At 56.5% G+C, this 18167-nt stretch carries 16 protein-coding genes and 1 tRNA gene; 9 read left to right on the top strand and 8 right to left on the bottom strand.

Features of this window, described 5'->3' with window-relative positions:
• The 7 genes from FSY45_RS10175 to rpsO all read right to left on the bottom strand — a co-directional run bounded on the left by FSY45_RS10175 (position 1) and on the right by rpsO (position 5690).
• Positions 1–360, bottom strand: coding sequence for an NADH-quinone oxidoreductase subunit A (locus FSY45_RS10175; protein ID WP_003064381.1), 360 nt, complete (start codon positions 358–360; stop codon positions 1–3).
• Between the two features lie 74 nt (positions 361–434).
• Positions 435–519: transfer RNA gene (locus FSY45_RS10170), tRNA-Leu, on the bottom strand.
• 120 nt (positions 520–639) lie between these two features.
• Positions 640–1035, bottom strand: coding sequence for a preprotein translocase subunit SecG (gene secG, locus FSY45_RS10165; protein ID WP_034378756.1), 396 nt, complete (start codon positions 1033–1035; stop codon positions 640–642).
• A 57-nt stretch (positions 1036–1092) separates the two neighbouring features.
• Complete coding sequence (tpiA, locus tag FSY45_RS10160; protein ID WP_034359791.1) at positions 1093–1839, bottom strand: triose-phosphate isomerase; 747 nt, start codon at positions 1837–1839, stop codon at positions 1093–1095.
• Positions 1836–2843: an NAD(P)H-quinone oxidoreductase gene (locus FSY45_RS10155; RefSeq protein ID WP_034361840.1), complete on the bottom strand. Its 1008-nt coding sequence runs from the start codon at positions 2841–2843 to the stop codon at positions 1836–1838. Before FSY45_RS10155 ends, tpiA begins: the two co-directional genes overlap by 4 nt.
• Before the next feature lie 131 nt (positions 2844–2974).
• Positions 2975–5218 carry a polyribonucleotide nucleotidyltransferase gene (pnp, locus tag FSY45_RS10150; protein WP_039049937.1) on the bottom strand — a complete coding sequence of 748 codons (2244 nt, stop codon included), beginning with the start codon at positions 5216–5218 and terminating at the stop codon, positions 2975–2977.
• Positions 5219–5423: 205 nt separating this feature from the next.
• Entirely contained in the window at positions 5424–5690 is a 267-nt protein-coding gene (gene rpsO / locus FSY45_RS10145; protein ID WP_003057844.1) for a 30S ribosomal protein S15, read from the bottom strand.
• 597 nt (positions 5691–6287) lie between these two features.
• Between rpsO and FSY45_RS10135 the strand changes: the two genes are divergently transcribed.
• The 9 genes from FSY45_RS10135 (at position 6288) to FSY45_RS10095 (ending at position 17110) form a co-directional block, all read left to right on the top strand.
• On the top strand, positions 6288–6893 hold the full coding sequence (locus FSY45_RS10135; RefSeq protein ID WP_046461242.1) for a GspH/FimT family pseudopilin: 606 nt from the start codon (positions 6288–6290) through the stop codon (positions 6891–6893).
• A gap of 67 nt (positions 6894–6960) precedes the next feature.
• Positions 6961–7533, top strand: coding sequence for a GspH/FimT family pseudopilin (locus FSY45_RS10130; RefSeq protein WP_223305659.1), 573 nt, complete (start codon positions 6961–6963; stop codon positions 7531–7533).
• Complete coding sequence (gene pilV, locus FSY45_RS10125; RefSeq protein WP_080944439.1) at positions 7524–8171, top strand: type IV pilus modification protein PilV; 648 nt, start codon at positions 7524–7526, stop codon at positions 8169–8171. The genes FSY45_RS10130 and pilV overlap by 10 nt, the downstream gene beginning before the upstream one ends.
• Positions 8168–9106, top strand: a complete 939-nt coding sequence (locus FSY45_RS10120) for a PilW family protein (RefSeq protein ID WP_080944438.1) — start codon at positions 8168–8170, stop codon at positions 9104–9106. Before pilV ends, FSY45_RS10120 begins: the two co-directional genes overlap by 4 nt.
• A gap of 39 nt (positions 9107–9145) precedes the next feature.
• Entirely contained in the window at positions 9146–9913 is a 768-nt protein-coding gene (locus FSY45_RS10115; protein WP_223305658.1) for a PilX N-terminal domain-containing pilus assembly protein, read from the top strand.
• Positions 9914–10006: 93 nt separating this feature from the next.
• Entirely contained in the window at positions 10007–13741 is a 3735-nt protein-coding gene (locus FSY45_RS10110) for a pilus assembly protein (protein WP_046461287.1), read from the top strand.
• Between the two features lie 11 nt (positions 13742–13752).
• Complete coding sequence (locus tag FSY45_RS10105; RefSeq protein WP_046461240.1) at positions 13753–14202, top strand: type IV pilin protein; 450 nt, start codon at positions 13753–13755, stop codon at positions 14200–14202.
• 30 nt (positions 14203–14232) lie between these two features.
• Positions 14233–15342 (top strand): bifunctional diaminohydroxyphosphoribosylaminopyrimidine deaminase/5-amino-6-(5-phosphoribosylamino)uracil reductase RibD, encoded by a 1110-nt coding sequence (ribD, locus tag FSY45_RS10100; protein WP_046461239.1) that lies wholly within the window; start codon positions 14233–14235, stop codon positions 15340–15342.
• A gap of 52 nt (positions 15343–15394) precedes the next feature.
• Positions 15395–17110: a phosphatidylserine/phosphatidylglycerophosphate/cardiolipin synthase family protein gene (locus tag FSY45_RS10095; protein WP_046461238.1), complete on the top strand. Its 1716-nt coding sequence runs from the start codon at positions 15395–15397 to the stop codon at positions 17108–17110.
• Here the strand turns inward: FSY45_RS10095 and FSY45_RS10090 are convergent.
• Complete coding sequence (locus FSY45_RS10090; RefSeq protein ID WP_046461237.1) at positions 17064–18107, bottom strand: tRNA-dihydrouridine synthase; 1044 nt, start codon at positions 18105–18107, stop codon at positions 17064–17066. The two genes, FSY45_RS10095 and FSY45_RS10090, sit on opposite strands and share 47 nt — an antisense overlap.
• Positions 18108–18167: the final 60 nt, after the last annotated feature.

Here is an 18167-nt window from a genome sequence, read left to right as displayed (position 1 = left end):
TTATTCCCAATCCAGGGCGCCTTTTTTCCACTCGTAGGCAAAGCCCACGACCAGAATGGCCAGGAAAATCAGGACAGCAACAAAACCCACGCCGCCGACATCTTTGAGTGCGACAGCCCAGGGCAGCAGAAATGCGATTTCCAAGTCGAACAGAATGAACAGGATGGCGACCAGGTAGTAGCGCACATCAAACTTCATTCGAGCGTCTTCAAACGCCTCGAAACCGCATTCGTAGGGGGAGTTCTTGGCAGCATCAGGGCGGTTTGGACCCAGCACGTAGCCGAGCACCAGGGGTACAACACCCACAGCCATGCCAATAAGAATGAACAGAAGAACGGGAAGGTACTGATCGATGTTCATCGAGTGGGCCTTGTTATGAAAACATGCCTCACCGATCACTGCCTGATCAGCAGGGCAGGTTTTTAGTTATGTGTTGGTGCCGTCGGCGAGACTCGAACTCGCACAGCTTTCGCCACTACCCCCTCAAGATAGCGTGTCTACCAATTCCACCACGACGGCTTCGTCTCAAAGTCCGGCAATCTCTGGAACCTTCATTGCAAAGATTCTGATCCCCAGACAATCCCTAGATTCTAGCCTGAAAAACCCCACTCTTTGGGGTTCTTCAGGATTTTCTCCAAATTATTTCGTTGGGATCTGGGCTGCGCCCTCAGCACCAGCCGCCGGAGCAGCAGGAGGCACGGCTGCATCGCCGGCAGTTGCGGGCGGCACATTGGCAGCAGGCGCAGGAGCCGAAACAGGAGCAGCGCCTTCCAGCACACTACCCGAGCTCACTGGGCGAGCATTGCCCAGATAAGCCAGAGCCAATGTAGCCACGAAGAACACGGTGGCCAGAGCCGCCGTGGAGCGCGACAGGAAGTTGGCACTGCCCGAGGCGCCAAACAGGCTGCCCGACGAACCGCTGCCAAAGGAAGCCCCCATATCGGCACCCTTGCCGTGCTGCATGAGGATGAGGCCGATCATGCCCAGAGCGGCCAGCATCTGGACCGCGAGAATGACGCTGGAAAAGACGTTCATATCAAAACCTAAAAGTCTGAATCATTGCGCACCACACCGGAGTGCGGCGCAGACGAATTATTGCGCTGCCGCAATAATGGTGAGGAAATCCGGGGCCTTGAGCGCCGCACCACCGATCAGGCCACCGTCAATATCGGCCTGAGCCAGCAACTGCGCCGCATTGCCTGCATTCATGCTGCCGCCATAAAGCAGGGGCACGCGGTCAGCCTTGTCGCTGGCCGCCGCCAGCTGCGCCCGCAGCACGGCATGCACCTGCTGGGCCTGCTCGGGAGTGGCAGTCTTGCCGGTGCCTATGGCCCAGACAGGCTCATAGGCCACAACCAGCTCGCTCACGCAGTGGCCGACCTGATGAATCACGGCTGCCAGCTGACGCTTGACCACGGCCTCGGTCTGACCCGCTTCACGCTCCGCCAGGGTCTCGCCCACGCAGACGATGGGCGTGATGCCCTTGGCCAGCGCGGCCTGGGCCTTGGCAGCAACCACGGCATCGGTCTCGCCATGATACTGACGACGCTCGGAGTGACCGACCAGCGCATAGCGCACGCCGAACTCCTTGAGCATGACAGCAGAAGTTTCGCCCGTGAATGCGCCCTGCTCGTGCTGGGACACATCCTGTGCGCCCACCCCAATGGAAGTACCCGCAAGTTCCGCCTGGACTTGAGCCAGATAGGGCGCAGGAGCAGCCACGGCCACGCCCGCCTTGTTGCCAGCAGGCAAGCCCTGCTTGATGGCCTGCAGCAAAGCAGCATTGGCAGCCAGGCTGCCGTTCATCTTCCAGTTGCCAACAATGAGTTTTTGCTTCATGTTTCCCAAGTCAAAACGATTTTTCCGGTGTGCTGGCTGGATTCCATCAGCGCATGAGCCTGCGCCGCATCAGCAGCATCGAATTCACGATAGATGGCTGGGCGCACCTTGCCGGACTCCAGCAGGGGCCAGACATTGCGCTTGAGCGCCTCGGCGATCGCCGCCTTGAAGGCCACGGAGCGCGGGCGCAACGTGGAGCCAGTCACGGTCAACCGCTTGCGCAGCACCAGGCCGGCATCGAACTCGGCCTTGACGCCACCCTGCACCGCAATGATTACCAGGCGACCATCAGGAGCCAGGCATTGGACTTCGCGCGCCACATAGCTGCCGGCGACCATGTCGAGAATGACGTTGACGCCCTCGCCTGCCGTGATGCGCTGCACTTCTGCCGCAAAGTCCTGGGTCTTGTAGTTGATGGCGTGGTCGGCACCGAGCTTGAGACAGTCATCGCACTTGGCATCACTGCCCGCCGTGACAATGACCGTCGCGCCCCAGGCCTTGGCCAGCTGAATCGCCGTCACGCCAATGCCGCTGCTGCCGCCCTGCACCAGCAAGGTTTCACCGGGCTGCAGAGCCCCCCGGTCAAACACATTGCTCCAGACCGTGAAAAAGGTCTCGGGCAAGGCCGCCGCCTGCACGTCGCTGAAGCCCGCCGGCACCGGCAGGCACTGGTCCACGGGCGCAGCGCAGAAACTCGCATAGCCGCCACCGGCCACCAGCGCGCAGACGCGGTCGCCAAGCTTGAAGCCCGCCTTGGCCATGGCCGCCTCGTCGCCCGCCACGATCACACCCGCCACCTCCAGCCCCGGAAGATCGGAGGCTCCGGCAGGCGGTGCGTAATGACCTTTGCGCTGCAGCACATCGGGGCGATTGATGCCGCTCGCGGCAACGCGAATCAGCACCTCACCCTCAGCCGCCACCGGCATGAGACGTACACCCATGCGCAGCACGTCTGGCGCACCATAGCTGGTGATCTCCACCGCTCGCATTGTGTTGGCTTCCATAGTCAGGCTTTGCTTTATCAAAGAAATCAGGCTCAAACGCTTATGCAGAAAGCGCTAGCAGCTACAAAATCAGGATCAACCAGCAAACGACAAAACAGGAGACCGCCTCGCGGCGGACTCCTGCTCAGCCATTACTGCTGCTGTTGCTGCTGCTCGTCAGCGGCTGCGCGGTTTTCACGTGGCTCGCGATTCTCGCGGGGTTCGCGATTCTGGCGAGGAGCACGTTCGCGGTACTCGCGATCGCCACGGGGTTCACGCGGCTCGCGCTCAGGCATGCCGGCAGGACGCTCGGTCAGCGCCTTCATGGACAGCTTGACACGACCCTTGTCGTCGGTTTCCAGAACCTTGACCTTGACCACTTGACCTTCTTGCAGGTAGTCGGTGACCTTTTCCACGCGCTCGTGAGCGATCTGGCTGATGTGCAGCAGACCGTCCTTGCCGGGCAGCAGGTTGACCAGGGCACCGAATTCCAGAATCTTGACGATGGGGCCTTCGTAGACCTTGCCGATCTCGACTTCGGCCGTGATCTGCTCGATGCGCAGCTTGGCGGCTTCGGCCTTGGCGCCGTCGGTGGCGGCAATGGTGATGGTGCCGTCTTCCTCAATGTTGATCTGGGTGCCGGTCTCTTCGGTCAGCGCACGGATGGTGGCGCCACCCTTGCCGATCACGTCACGGATCTTCTCGGGGTTGATCTTCATGGTGTAGAGCTTGGGCGCGAAGCTGGAGACTTCGGTCTTGGCTTCACCCATGGCTTCCTGCATCTTGCCCAGGATGTGCATGCGCGCTTCCTTGGCCTGAGCCAGGGCGACCTGCATGATTTCCTTGGTGATGCCCTGGATCTTGATGTCCATCTGCAGGGCTGTGATGCCGTTGGTGGTACCGGCCACCTTGAAGTCCATGTCACCCAGGTGATCTTCGTCACCCAGGATGTCGGTCAGCACGGCAAACTTGTTGTCTTCCTTGATCAGACCCATGGCGATACCGGCCACATGCGCCTTCATGGGCACGCCGGCGTCCATCATGGACAGGCAGCCGCCGCAGACCGAAGCCATGGACGAGGAACCGTTGGACTCGGTGATTTCCGACACCACGCGGATGGTGTAGGGGAACTCTTCCTTGGTCGGCAGGCAAGCGGCCAGAGCGCGCTTGGCCAGACGGCCGTGGCCGATTTCACGGCGCTTGGTCGAGCCCATGCGGCCCACTTCGCCGGTGGCAAAGGGAGGCATGTTGTAGTGGAACAGGAAGCGGTCTTCGAACTCGCCAGCCAGCGCGTCGATCTTCTGAGCATCGCGCTCGGTACCCAGCGTGGAGATCACCAAGGCCTGGGTCTCACCACGCGTGAACAGCGCGGAGCCGTGGGTGCGGGGCAGCACGGAGGAACGGATCTCGATGGGGCGCACGGTACGGGTGTCGCGGCCGTCGATACGGGGCTCGCCCGCCAGGATCTGCGAACGCACGATGCCAGCTTCGATGTCGAACAGCATGCCTTCGACCTTGACGCCGTCGAACGCCACGCCTTGCTCGGTCAAGGCGGCCTTGACATCGGCGTATGCAGTGCGGCAAGCCAGGGTACGCACCTGCTTGTTGCGCTCCTGGTAAGCGGCGCGCAGCTTGGCTTCGCCCAGCTCGGCCACCTTGGCGATCAGCGCCTCGTCCTTGGCGGGAGCAGTCCAGTCCCATGCGGGCTTGCCGCCTTCACGCACCAGGTCATGGATGGCGTCGATGGCGATCTTGCCTTGCTCGTGACCGAACACCACGGCGCCCAGCATCACTTCCTCAGGCAGTTGCAGGGCTTCGGATTCCACCATCAGCACGGCGGATTCGGTGCCGGCAACGACCAGATCCATCTGAGAATCCTTGCGCTGGGTCTGACCGGGGTTCAGCACATATTCGCCGTTGATGTAGCCCACGCGAGCAGCACCGATGGGGCCGCTGAAGGGAATGCCGGACACAGCCAGGGCCGCCGAAGTGGCGATCATGGCAGCGATGTCGGCATCGACTTCGGGATTCAGCGAAATGGTGTGGATGACCACATGCACGTCGTTGTAGAAGCCTTCGGGGAACAGGGGACGGATGGGACGGTCGATCAGACGCGAGGTCAGAGTCTCCAGCTCGGAAGGCTTGGCTTCGCGCTTGAAGAAGCTGCCGGGGATCTTGCCGGCGGCATAGGTCTTCTCGATGTAATCGACGGTCAGGGGGAAGAAGTCCTGGCCGGCCTTGGCGATCTTGGAGCCCACGACAGTGGCCAGCACCACGGTGTCGTCGATGTTGACCAGCACGGCGCCGGAGGCCTGGCGCGCGATTTCGCCGGTTTCCATGGTGACCGTATGCTGGCCCCACTGGAAGGTCTTGGTAACTTTGTTGAACATGGTCATATTGACTCCCTTATGAATAGCTGGATGCGCTCATCCAGTCTTGATTTGGAGTGCAAACAGAACACGATGCCATTCCAGTGCTGCGCTGAGCGCTATCAATAGTGCAGCACTGGAATGACACAGCTTCGCTCTGTTTTGCGAACTCCGAAGTAAAAAACGCCTGAGCTAGGCAATCTAACTCAGGCGTTTCGATCTTTCACCGTGCTTACTTGCGCAGGCCCAGCTTGGCGATCAGTGCTGTGTAGCGGTCAGCGTCCTTGGACTTCAGGTAGTCCAGCAGCTTGCGGCGACGGCTCACCATGCGCAGCAGACCGCGACGACCGTGGTGGTCCTTGGCGTTAGCCTTGAAGTGGGGAGTCAGTTCGTTGATGCGAGCAGTCAGCAGAGCCACTTGCACTTCGGGGCTACCAGTGTCGTTTTCGGAACGAGCATTGGCCTTGACAACTTCAGCCTTCTTATCGGCAGCGATCATTTTGTTTTCCTTAGGATTTGGCACTCGACGAGGAGCACCTTGGTTACTTGCGCCAAGGCTGGAAAGGCCTCAGCGTGCGTCTTGCACCATGCAAAACTTGGCGATTATATCAAGAGGCGATTTATTCCCTATGCAATAGCACGACTAGGCACCAGACCAAGGCAGACAAACCCGCTTGCCCGCTCCTAAGCAAGACTCGGACAATGCGCCCATCACCTCCAGCCGGAGATCTGCAATGACCAGCTTTTCTAGACGCTATTCGTTTGCCAGCCTCTGCACTGCGGTCCTTATGGTATTCGCCCTCGCAGATCAGCCAGCACTCGCAGCCAACGCAGGCCAACGCAAGCACAAAGCAGCCAAGAAGCAAAGCGGCAAGGTCAAGATCCAGAACCCCCGGAGCAGTTCGGAAGAGACAACTGCCGAACGCGATAGACGGCTCTATCGGGAATGCCAGGGAAGACCCAACTCCGGGGCATGCGCGGGGTATGCCTACCCAGCTTCCGGCCGCCGCCGCTGAAAGCGACCACCGATCTCCCCATCAAGACCACTCATCCAGTCACAAAGCATTCGGCATGCAACGAAACGTAATATGCCAGCATGCCCAATTTGCCCCTCATTCGTCGCCATTTTACCAGAGGCTTCACAGCCATTGAACTCATGGTCACGGTTGCCATTCTGGCCGTTTTGGCCGGCCTTGCCGCGCCCAGCTTCAATCCAATCATTGAACGCTGGCGAGTGCGCCAGGTTTCGGAAGAGTTGCAGTCCACGCTTTACTTTGCGCGGTCAGAGGCGGTCAAGCGCGGAGGGGGGGTTACCATCCTCCGAAACACCAGCACCGACGGATGCACAATTTCCGACACTGACGCCGATGCATGGAATTGCGGGTGGCTCGTATTTGCCGACAAAAACAGCAACGGCGTCCAAGACAGCGGCGACGAAATTCTTCAGCAAACACCTCCTCCTAGCCGCATTAAAGTCAAGCTCACGAGTATCAATAGCAGCACCGGACAAGACAGCGGAAGCCTGACCAAGCCTGTTCAGGTCGATCGCTGGGGTCAACTTACAAGCAACAGCGTATCTTTTTTCGCCTTCCGCCTAACGCCTGCGGACAGCAGCAACGCAGAAGCCAGCGCCAGCTCGCTTTGCGTGAGTGGCAGCGGGCGCATCAAGCGCATGAATTCAAGCACCGTCGCCTGCACCTGAGAAAGCCCATAGAGGAACAGCAATGCAGGCCGGCTACACAGCTCGTGATTCTTGATAAGGAGTCCGCGTGTCTTGCTCTACCAGTTGCAGTTGCCAAAGGCAATCTTCATCTCGTGGACTCACGGCCATTGAGATGCTGGTGACCATGGCAGTGCTGGCCGCCTTGACTGCATTTGCGGCACCCAGCTTCACCCCCTTATTTGATCAATGGCGCGTATATCAAGTGACTGAGGCGATGAAATCCAGCTTGATGCTTGCCAGATCCGAAGCCATCAAACGTGGTGGCAAGGTCTATCTGGAAAAGCTTCCAAAAACCACCGCCGGATGTGTAACGGATGGAACCACTCAGGACTGGGATTGCGGCTGGGTTGTCTTTGTTGATGCCAATGCCAACAAGCGCTGGAATGCGGGCGAGGAAATTCTGCGCTTCGACACGCCCAAAAACATTCTGGTCACTAAAAATCCATCCGGCGCCACTATTAGCCTGAACCGTTGGGGTCAAGCCAATGGCGCCAACCTTTTCAGCTTTTATATCTCTCCACAAAAAACTGGAATTACGTCTCCTGCAGCCAAGGGCATATGCCTTGCTGCGGGCGGTCGCATTCGCATCATTGATCAAAAAGACATCCCATGCGTCTAACCCATACCATCCGCGCAAAAAAACAGCTTGGAATTACTCTGCTTGAGTCCTTGATTGCCATTGTTGTTGCTGCACTTGGCATTCTCGGCATTTTGGGCGTCCAGATGCGCACACTGACAGACACGCAGACCAGCATGCGCCGCACCCAAGCCATTCGGCTAATTGAAGATCTAAGCGAACGAATGAAGGTCAACCCCAATGCCCTCCTAAGCATTGGAGATTACACATCCACCTTTACAAAAAAAGCTGCCGACTACGCCAGCGCTGACTGCTCAACAGCAGCATGCACCCCCAGCAAACAAGCCAGTTTTGACTTAAAGATCTGGAAAACAACGCTCCAGCAAACACTTCCATTAGGTCAAGCTCAGATTTTTCTAGCTCCTGGAGAAAGCGCATCTGATGGTAATCGCCGCCAACTGGGCGTTATTATTGCTTGGCGAGAAAATGAACAAGATGGCGCCAAGGCAGACATCATTGATGCCAGCAAAATAAAAAGCTCCGATGGAAAGTTTGAAAATGCAGGTGGCGATGATAACGCCTGCCCTGAAAATTTCATATGCCATCTGCAATATATCTCTGTCTCTGCACGCTGCGCACCATACGGCGATAGCTCCAACCCCACCGTCTATTGCTCATGAAAATAGCGAAAAACATCAAACTGCGCCCGAAACCACTCCACTATTCGAGCAAATATAGACGCCATACCCCAATTCAACAACGAGGTGTAACTCTACTAGAAATGCTAGTGGGTCTAGTTATTGGATTACTGGTAGTAGCAGTTGCAGCCGGCGCTCTAATGGTATCGCGCGGCGTTTCAGGCACTGTCAGCGATGTGAGTGGAATTCAGCAGCAAGGCGCTCATATTATTCGAATATTAGCCTCGCAACTGCGCCAAGCCGGCTCTCTGTATCTGAATCCCAACCCAAGTTCCGTTGCTGCCTCAGCAACTGATGCGCTCAGCGCCGTAGTTTTTGAAATCAAAGCAAAATCCAAAGATGACAAAGGAAATAGCTTCGATCAATCAAATACTCTAATCGGAGGAGCTGACACGCTAACCACCGGATTCAGACGCTATCAAGATAATGTTTTTTTCTCCAGCAAATCCGGAAGCAACACAGATTTCCAGGCTCGAAATTGTTTAGGAGCCCCAGGAAATGAAAGCACAGATGAACGTGTAGAAAGCATTTTCACATTTTCTGAGGACAACCTTCGCTGCGCCGGCAATAGTAGCAATGCACAACCAATTGCACAGAATGTTGCTGAGTTTCAAGTCGCTTACCTTGTTCAAACTGTTGCCTCAGGCACTGGCTCCAGCATTCAGCGTGTGAAAGCAGCAGACATGCCTACAGAAAATACTGATCCAAAGTGGCGTCAAGTTCAAGGTGTAGAGATTTGCTTTGTTCTTTATGGCAATGAGCTTATAGACCTCAAAGACCTTCCCAAAGCAACGAGAAGTTACACACAGTGCGATGGCCAAAGCAAAGACCTCACCGAGCTCACTGGCGCTCGCAAGAGTCGCATCCACTTGCTTTTTCGCAACACCTTTCAGCTACGTAGCCAAGGCTTGCTCTGATTTATGCAATCTCACAACACCCCACTGCGACCAAACCGCGTGCAACCACAAATTCAATTCACAAGAAAAAATGGTCAGCAAGGAATCGCATTATTTTTGGTGATTATTTTTGTCATGCTCTCAATGCTCTTGGCACTATGGGCATCACGCACCTCTTTATTTGGAGAAATGATTGTTGGCAATGATGCGGATTACCAACGAACCTTCGAAGCAGCTCAAGCACTACTTCAGGATGCTGAATTGGATATTCGCGGAGAGACCTCCAGTGGTACAGCATGCAGTGCACCACCATGTCGCGCGTACAGCTCCGCCTTGCAGTTCCCGGGGGATTCTCAAGAAATAAACCCATTGATTACAAAACTGGAAGCTGAGGCAACGAGATGCAAAGATGCCCTTTGCGCAAGACGTGTGGGCCGACAGGATTTCTGGAATTTCGCGACATCAGAAACTCCCATATCACCGGCAGCCGATGCAAGTCTTGGCGAAGTACCTCTTTCAGCAATGATACCCGTTGGGGCACGTTATGGCCAGTTTACAGGTGCCGCTCATAAGACAGACAACGGCCAGTTAAACCCGATTCTCGCGGAAACCGCCGATGGTAAAGGTGGTTGGTATTGGATTGAGGTCATGCGCTACAGCGATGCTGCCAAAACTGCGAATTTAATTACAGATTCAAGCACCAGCCAACTACCTCTTAATCTTGATGTATATGTAATTTACAGAATTACAGCCTTGGCAAAAGGACGAAAAGATGGAACTACTGTTGTATTGCAGGAAACTTACGCTCGCCAGCGCATGAAGGACTGAGCATAACTACCAGCCAGAGAGTTTAACGGCTCTTCTTCAAAAAGAATATCAATATTTTTCTTCTATTTCATACTCAACAAAATGGAAGCAACCATGTCCAAAATTACAGTTTTTCCATTTCAGAAGAAACTACTTGCCATTGCCATCGGAGCAATAATCACACCCACGGCAACCTGGTCAATAAATTTAGTACAAGAACCCCCTCTTCCCACATCAAAGTCCGCTTTCGTCGCACCCAATGTAATTATCTCAATTGACGACTCCGGAAGTATGGACTGGGGCGTAAAAACCACACAAGATGGTCCAAGCACCATTGGCCCTGGATATACAGAACCTGACAGCGACGGAAAATGGAAAAGCAATGCAAAGCGCATCAATGTCCTCAAATATGCTCTAAAAGCAGTATTTAACGACAAAGAACTTATCCCAGATAATAAAATACGCATTGCTTGGCAAGCAATGCATGATAACGGCGGGTCAAAAAATAGCACCGCAAATAGTGTTGACTCAACCTCAATGAACACTAATTCAATGCGCCCCATTGATGCAAAAATAAACAATAGCACCCAGCATAGAGATAACTTCCTTAGCTTCGTAAATGGCTTGAAAGCTAATAATGGAACACCTTCACACAAGATGTTTAGTCAAGCCGATTCCTATATGCGAAGACCTTTGGGCAGAAATAGCCCTTGGTCCAGTGACCCCGGTGGAACAGGAAGTAAAAGCACTGAGTATTTAGGATGCCGTCGAAATTACCATATCATGATGACTGATGGTGTTTGGAACGGAACAGCCTCAGGAGGAGATCAAGATGGTCAAAATTGGCCTGCACTCAATGGTCGCCAAGCATATGATACGTCATCAGATCAGACAAAAATCTATTATGACGCATACTCCAACATGGCCGCTGACTGGGCTTTTAAAAGCTGGATGAACCCACTCCAAGACCCTACAAAGCTTAAAGACTCTGACAAACTCAAGCCCTCGCAAATTTATACAGAAGCGAGCGCCACTCAAAATTTTTCAGCTACAAAGAATGTAGGTATTTTCGAAACACGCCCTGTATATGGAGAAGTTTGCACTCAATGGAACTGGTGGAATCAATGTACAAAATATGAAACCAAACAAACAGGCACCGAACAAATTCAAGTTGGGACACGACAAGAGACCAAGTCTGTCAATTTAAACAAATATTGGAATCCTGCATACAACCCTGCCACGTGGCCTCATATGGTCACTTACACAATTGGCTTCAGCGAACAAGCAGTCTCCTGGAACCTGAGTCCCGATATCATTGCCCCCAGCAACAAAGTTCCATTTGGATATACAGATGGATTCATTGACTTAATCACTGGTTGGGTGACTTGGCCAGACCTACTCTCCAGCGCACATCACAAGTCCGACTCAAACTCGGACCGTGCACTAGACTTATGGCATGCAGCCATTAATGGACGGGGGCGCTTCTATGCAGTGACAGAAGCAGAAGACCTAGCCAAAGCATTTCGCGAAATCATTGGCAAGATCAACGACGAAAGCGCCCCACTTCCCGACAAAATTGCTGGCGGTGGCAGCACCAGCGGCTACAACGTTTCACAGAATAATGCCGGTATCTATGCCTCAGCCTATAGCCCCAAGGATGGCTGGAGCGGCTATATCACCGCCACTCGCGCACTTGAGCCAGAAACATACGCCTGCCCCACTAAAGACGATCCAGAAAAGACCTGCATCCGCTTTCCCGATGTAGTTTCCGGCTGGGACGGCAAAAGCACGGCAGAGAGGTTAGATGCTCTGCAGCCAACGAATGGCCAACCCGATGGTCGACTGGTGCTAAGTTGGAGCGACGAAAGCAATGCAGGCATTCCTTTCAAATGGACCACAACAGCTAGCCCGATAGGCTACAGCACGACCCAGATTAAGACGCTGATCGGCAGCACTACCGCAGGTGCTCTGACGGATGCCGATAGAGTCCTGGGACAAAACATCGTCAACTACATCCGAGGTGACCGCTCACTCGAAGGCACCACGGATGCCAAACCCCTGCGTGTACGCGCAAGTCGGCAGGGAGACATTGTGAACTCTGAAATCTGGTACACCGGTGGCCCGATCAGCAACTATTCCATGGGCTATTCGGCCTTTGTGACTGCGCAGAAAGACCGCAAGCCTGTCCTATATGTTGGTGGTAATGACGGTATGCTGCACGGCTTCTCAGCCGCCAATGGCAGTGAATTGCTGGCCTATGTACCCCGTGGCGTCGTAGGCGGACTCAAGAAGCTGACAGATAAGGACTATCTACATCAGTACTACGTCGATGGTTCACCAATGACCGGAGACATCAAGGATGGTGATAACTGGAAGACAATGCTTGTCGGCTCACTGGGAGCGGGAGGCAAAGGTTATTTTCTGTTGGACGTAACCAATCCAAGCAGTTTCACCTCAGCAGCAGTCATAAAAGATCGCACCCGCAGCAATAGCGAGACAGCCCCCACCTGTAGCGCGCTAACCGGAACTGCACAGCAAGATTGCGCCGCTACAGTGACCGAAGATGGCGATATCGGCAATATCACCGCCCGACCTGGACGCAACCCCGCCAGCCTGCAAGAAGCAACGCAAATCACGCGCCTGAACAATGGGCGCTGGGCAGTGCTAATGGGCAATGGCTATAACAGCACCAATCAACGTCCCGTGCTGCTGGTGCAATATCTGGACGGCGACAGGGCTCTTAAACGCATTCAAGCCACCACTGCCACGACCGGCACAGGCAATGCCAGCGACAACGGATTGGCATCGCCCGCATTGGTGGACCTTGATGGCAATGGCAAGACCGACGTCGTCTATGCTGGGGACAATTTGGGCAATCTCTGGAAATTTGATCTGACCAGCACCGTCGACAGCAACTGGGCCGTAGCCTATGGCTATGACAAGCCTCTGTTCACCGCACGCGGCCCTGCCACACTGACAAGCACCACTCGCGACCAAGTGCAACCAATTACGGCTCCGCCAATTGTGCGAGCCAATGACCGAAGTATGACCATAGGCTCAGGCACTGATGCTAAAAGTGTGCCCTTAGGAGGCATGATGATTGCATTCGGTACAGGCCGGAACCTCACGGCAAATGACCGCCGCACCGACATCGCGCAGAACGTGCAAACACTGTACTCAGTCCTGGACAACACACGCTATCGAATGAATACGGACAAAACCGCCTTGGAGGTTCACCCAGGCTCACTCGACTGCACTACAAACCCAGCATGCATTCCAACAGCTGCGCCTGTTGGCACCATGAACAGCACAGGGAAGCTGCTTGCACAGCAAAGCATTACTGTGCCCACCGGGGCTACCAATGATGACGCAACCGTAACAGCCAATCAGGAGCTGACCGCTGCAACCTGGAAAAGCTATAAGGGCTGGTATCTAGACCTACCAGCCGCTGGTGAGCGCCTGCTCAAACCCATGCAGTTCTTTGATGGCAGCAATATTTTGGCAGTTTATAGTGAGTCGCCCTCTGGCACCAAGAATGCCGAGAGCGACAACATCAACGAGAGTTGCGTCCCCGTCAAAGTGGACACCAGTGCCGGAGCTCAATGGCGCACACTTATCAATATCATGGATGGCAAGCGCCCCACCATTCAACTCGTGGACACCAATAACGACGGCTTCTACAACAGTTCGGACATGAACATTGCACGGGTAGCAGTCAAGACCGGTACGCCACTGCTGATTACAAAGCGCGATCGTATTACCGATCTCACTGGCGGCGGTGGACCGCGCGACACATTGGCACGCATGCCCGAACAATCCACACGCCCTAGCTGGCGCCAAATCAAATAAGAAGGGAAGCCATGACTTATCGAATTCGCACCGATCAACAGGGCTTTACTTTGATTGAGCTGATGATCGTGGTTGCCGTCATTGGCATTCTCGGCGCCATCGCCTACCCGAGTTATACGGAATATGTGCGCCGTGGCCATAGAGCTGATGCTCGGGCAGGACTATTGCAAGCGCAGCAATGGATGGAGCGCGCAGCAACGGCAACAGGCGTCTACCCAAGTGCTATTCCAGATACGCTGACTTGGGCTAGCGACACAAACAAGCGTTACACCATCAGCCTCAATAAAGATGGCAACAAGGACACTCAACTGGCATTTATTTTGAGTGCAGCCCCCAAGTCTCCCGGCCCACAAGCCAGCGATAAATGCGGGACCTACACAATCAGCAATACAGGACTGCGTGGAGCAAATGGAAAGACATCTGGTCAAACCGGCTACGACACAGATTGCTGGGGCAAGTAAGAGCGACGCCTCTGCATTACCATCCTGGGCATGACACCCTCTGCCCACTTCATGAACAAAGCGCTTGAGCAGGCTGCTCAGGCGCTTTTTATTTCTTCACCCAACCCGCGCGTTGGCTGCGTGATCGTCGATGCCTCGGACCGCATCATCGGCCAGGGCTTTACCCAGCAGGCCGGTGGCCCGCATGCCGAGGTGATGGCATTGCGTGATGCTTCTGCAAAAGGCAACGATGTGCGTGGTGCCACGGCCTATGTGACGCTGGAGCCCTGCTCGCACCATGGCCGCACCGGCCCCTGCTGCGACGCCTTGATCGCAGCCGGCATCGGTAAGGTGGTGGGAGCGCTGACGGATCCCAATCCGCAAGTGGCCGGCCAGGGTTTCGAGCGGCTGCGCGCTGCGGGTGTTGATGTGGAGATCGGCCCCGGCGGAGCTGAATCACGCGAGCTCAATATCGGCTTTTTCAGCCGCATGGTTCGCGGCACGCCCTGGGTGCGCATGAAGGCTGCCAGCTCGCTGGACGGCGTCACGGCCTTGCACAATGGCCAAAGCCAGTGGATCACCTCGGCGGCCGCCCGGGCCGACGGACATGCCTGGCGTGCCCGTGCCTGCACGATTCTGACCGGCATAGGCACGGTGCTTGAAGACAATCCGCGCATGAATGTGCGGAATGTAGACACGCCACGCCAGCCACGCATTGCCGTGGTGGACAGCAGGCTTGACATCCCGCTGGACGCTCATGTTTTGAAAGCACCTAGCGGTTGCCTCATCTACACCTGCAGCATAAATCAATCCAAGATCGAGCAACTGCAAGCGCTAAGCGCTACGGTTATTGCTATGCCCAATGCTGCGGGCAAGGTGGACCTGGCGGCCATGCTGCGCGATCTGGCCGAGCGCGGCACGAATGAGCTGCATGTGGAAGCTGGCTTCAAACTCAACGGCTCGCTGATTCGCGAAGGCCTGGTCGATGAGTTCCTCTTCTATCAGGCCCCAAAACTGCTGGGCACGGGAGCCATGGGTATTGCCAACTTCGGCCCGATCGACAGCCTGGACCAAGGTCTGCCATTGGTGTTCCATGATGTCGCCCGCCTGGGACCGGACCTGCGCATTGTTGCCAGAGTCCAGGGCCGAGAGCAGTTCTAGCGCAGTCTGTGTCCGACATGTGAACCCGGTCATCATGGGTTACAAAGCAGCAATGACGGCTTCTATCTCCACATCGTCACGGCTGCAGCCATCGGGGCCGCAAAAGCATCTGGCGTTGCTTGCAGGCGCTATTGCCGCGATGCTGCTCACGGGTTGCGCGGCGTCTCTACCCAAGGATGTGGAGCGCCCCGTCAGCACCGCATTGAGCCAGCCTCAAAACACCGACCTGGGCCTGTTCGTCTCTCAGGCTCGCCCGGCCAAGGCAAAGCCAGATGCCTCGGCTTTTGCCTTGATATCCGGCCCCAAGCATGCCCTCAGCAGCCGCATGGCGCTGGTGGAAAACGCACAGAAAACGCTGGATCTGCAGTACTACGCCATCCATGCCGACCAAAGTACCGGGCGACTGCTGCGCGCCGTCGTGCAGGCTGCCAGGCGTGGCGTGCGCGTGCGCGTGCTGTTGGATGACTTTCACAGCACAGGACCTGACGCACAGGTCATGCGCCTGGCTTTTGTACCCAATATCGAGATGCGCATGTTCAATCCTCTGGCCGGCTCGCGCGCTTCCACCATCGGCCGGGCCTGGACCTTGCTGACCGACTTTCAGCGTGCGCAGCAGCGCATGCACAACAAGCTGTTTGTGGCCGACAACACCCTGGCCGTAATTGGCGGGCGCAATCTGGGCGATGCCTACTTTGACGCCTCCAATGAAGGTAATTTTGTCGATCTCGATGTCTTGACCGGCGGCCCAGTCGTCAAGGATTTGTCGCGCAGCTTCGACCGCTACTGGAACAATGTTCGCGCCTACCCCGTGCAGTCGCTGATCAGCGAGCCTGACTTGCTCAAACTCAAAAAGCAGTTTGACCAGGAAGATGCCAGGAGCGAAGCCGAGCATGCCCGTAACACCACCGTCCCCAAACCGGAACCCGAAGACAGCCCTTTGAATCTGAACCAGATCCCATGGATCTGGGCCCAGGCCATGGTACTGGCCGACAGCCCGACCAAGATTCCTGCTGAAGGAGCGGAGCGGACTGCCGCCGATGAGTCATTCGAAGCAGCTGTGCTCAAGGCCGACGACGCCAACAGCCTCCCCCCCTTGGCCGCACCGGCGCTGAATGCCGAGTCGGTGGTCGACGGTCTGCTGGCTCTGATTCGCTCTGCCAGGCGGGACTTGCTGGTCGTTTCGCCCTACTTTGTACCGGGGCCGGAGATCATGGATGCCTTTCGCACCGCACGCAGCAAAGGCGTACGCATCCGGGTACTGACCAACTCCCTGGCCTCCAACGATGCTCCACTGGCACATGCCGGCTATGCCCGCCACCGCAAGGCATTACTGGAGATGGGCATCGAATTGCACGAAATGCGCAGCGAAGCGGCCAATGTCAGCTCCGCCCTGCGCGCAGGCGGCACGGGCTCCAGCGGGGGCAGCTCCGGTGCTTCGCGGGCCATGCTGCACACCAAGCTGCTGGTCATAGACGGGCGGCTGGTCGCAGTGGGTTCCATGAATCTGGACATGCGCTCACGCCTGCAGAACACCGAGATCGCCGTACTGATCGCCAGCCGCCGCTTCAGCCAGCTGGCCAGCGACAGCATCGATGAAAGTCTGCCCGAAAACAGCTGGCGGGTGGACCTGGATCCCAAGGGAAAGCTGGTCTGGCGTGCACCTCAGGACAGCGGGCTAGCGGACTCTTACTCGGAGCCCGATGCCAGCCTGGGTCTGCGCCTTATGCTGCAGCTGCTCGGGCCTCTGGCTCCAGACAGTCTGCTTTAGGCATGGTTTGCGGCCAAGCCCATTCTTTCTGCAGATCACGCTGTGGCAGCGCCTGCACCCAGTCGCTGATGGCGCGTTGATCGGTCTGGGTGCGCACTTCCTGATAAGCCAGCTCGGCCTCGGGAAAGCGTCTGCGCATGAGGTTGAGCCACTGTTTGAGGCGACCCGCACGCTGGCGCGGCTCCAGATCCTCGCAGACCATATGCCAAAAACGCTGCACCTGAGGCACCAGCGCCAGCCAGTCAATGCCAGCGACCGTGCTGACGCTGCCGTGCTCCACGGCGCGGCGCACGGCCAGGGCCAGACCCGGGTCGGCCACAATGCCGCGCCCGAGCATCAGATCGTCGCAGCCCGAAACTTCGCGGCAGCGCAAGGCCTCTTCCACAGTCCAGACCTCGCCATTGGCCACCACATTCACGCCCACCGCCTCGCGGATGCGTGGAATCTCTTCCCAATAGGCCGGCGGACGATAGCCGTCCAGCTTGGTGCGTGCATGGACGACGATCTCACAGGCACCGCCCTGCTCCATGGCCTGGGCACATTCGGTCATCAGCGCACGGTCGTTGAAACCCAACCGCATCTTGGCCGACACCGGCATCTGCGCGGGCACGGCACGGCGCACGGCGTCCACCACGCGCACGATCTGCTCGGGATCCTGCAGCAGCGATGCACCGCCGCCATGGCGGTTGACCACCTTGGCCGGGCAGCCGAAATTCAGATCGATGCCCTCTGGCCCCAGGCGCGCCAGATTGGCCGCATTCTCGGCCATGCTGACGGGGTCCGAGCCCAGCAGTTGCGCCCGCACCGGCACGCCGGCCAGCGTCCGGCTGCCGTTGCGCAGCTCGGGCATGGTACGCAGATAGACCTTGTCCGGCAGCAGCGAGCCGCTGATGCGAATGAATTCGGACACGCAGCGATCCGCGCCGCCCACCCGGGTCAGCACATCGCGCAGCACAAAATCCAGCAGCCCTTCCATGGGCGCGAGCAGCAGTCTCATTTCAGATTCAAATCAGATTGACCTGTGGCGCTTATTCAGAAAACGCCAGCAGATATTAAT

This window comes from Comamonas sp. Z1 (assembly GCF_008121555.1).
GTDB classification, from domain to species: Bacteria; Pseudomonadota; Gammaproteobacteria; order Burkholderiales; family Burkholderiaceae_C; genus Comamonas; species Comamonas thiooxydans.
The sequence above is the reverse complement of the archived record's forward strand: the minus strand, read 5'-3'. Positions and strand labels throughout refer to the sequence as shown.

Coding starts and splice junctions, on each gene's coding strand:
- FSY45_RS10175 (WP_003064381.1), bottom strand. CDS start 360: ATGAACATCGATCAGTACCTTCCCGTTCTTCTGTTCATTCTTATTGGC.
- secG (WP_034378756.1), bottom strand. CDS start 1,035: ATGAACGTCTTTTCCAGCGTCATTCTCGCGGTCCAGATGCTGGCCGCT.
- tpiA (WP_034359791.1), bottom strand. CDS start 1,839: ATGAAGCAAAAACTCATTGTTGGCAACTGGAAGATGAACGGCAGCCTG.
- FSY45_RS10155 (WP_034361840.1), bottom strand. CDS start 2,843: ATGGAAGCCAACACAATGCGAGCGGTGGAGATCACCAGCTATGGTGCG.
- pnp (WP_039049937.1), bottom strand. CDS start 5,218: ATGACCATGTTCAACAAAGTTACCAAGACCTTCCAGTGGGGCCAGCAT.
- rpsO (WP_003057844.1), bottom strand. CDS start 5,690: ATGATCGCTGCCGATAAGAAGGCTGAAGTTGTCAAGGCCAATGCTCGT.
- FSY45_RS10135 (WP_046461242.1), top strand. CDS start 6,288: ATGCCCAATTTGCCCCTCATTCGTCGCCATTTTACCAGAGGCTTCACA.
- pilV (WP_080944439.1), top strand. CDS start 7,524: ATGCGTCTAACCCATACCATCCGCGCAAAAAAACAGCTTGGAATTACT.
- FSY45_RS10120 (WP_080944438.1), top strand. CDS start 8,168: ATGAAAATAGCGAAAAACATCAAACTGCGCCCGAAACCACTCCACTAT.
- FSY45_RS10110 (WP_046461287.1), top strand. CDS start 10,007: ATGTCCAAAATTACAGTTTTTCCATTTCAGAAGAAACTACTTGCCATT.
- FSY45_RS10105 (WP_046461240.1), top strand. CDS start 13,753: ATGACTTATCGAATTCGCACCGATCAACAGGGCTTTACTTTGATTGAG.
- ribD (WP_046461239.1), top strand. CDS start 14,233: ATGACACCCTCTGCCCACTTCATGAACAAAGCGCTTGAGCAGGCTGCT.
- FSY45_RS10095 (WP_046461238.1), top strand. CDS start 15,395: ATGACGGCTTCTATCTCCACATCGTCACGGCTGCAGCCATCGGGGCCG.
- FSY45_RS10090 (WP_046461237.1), bottom strand. CDS start 18,107: ATGAGACTGCTGCTCGCGCCCATGGAAGGGCTGCTGGATTTTGTGCTG.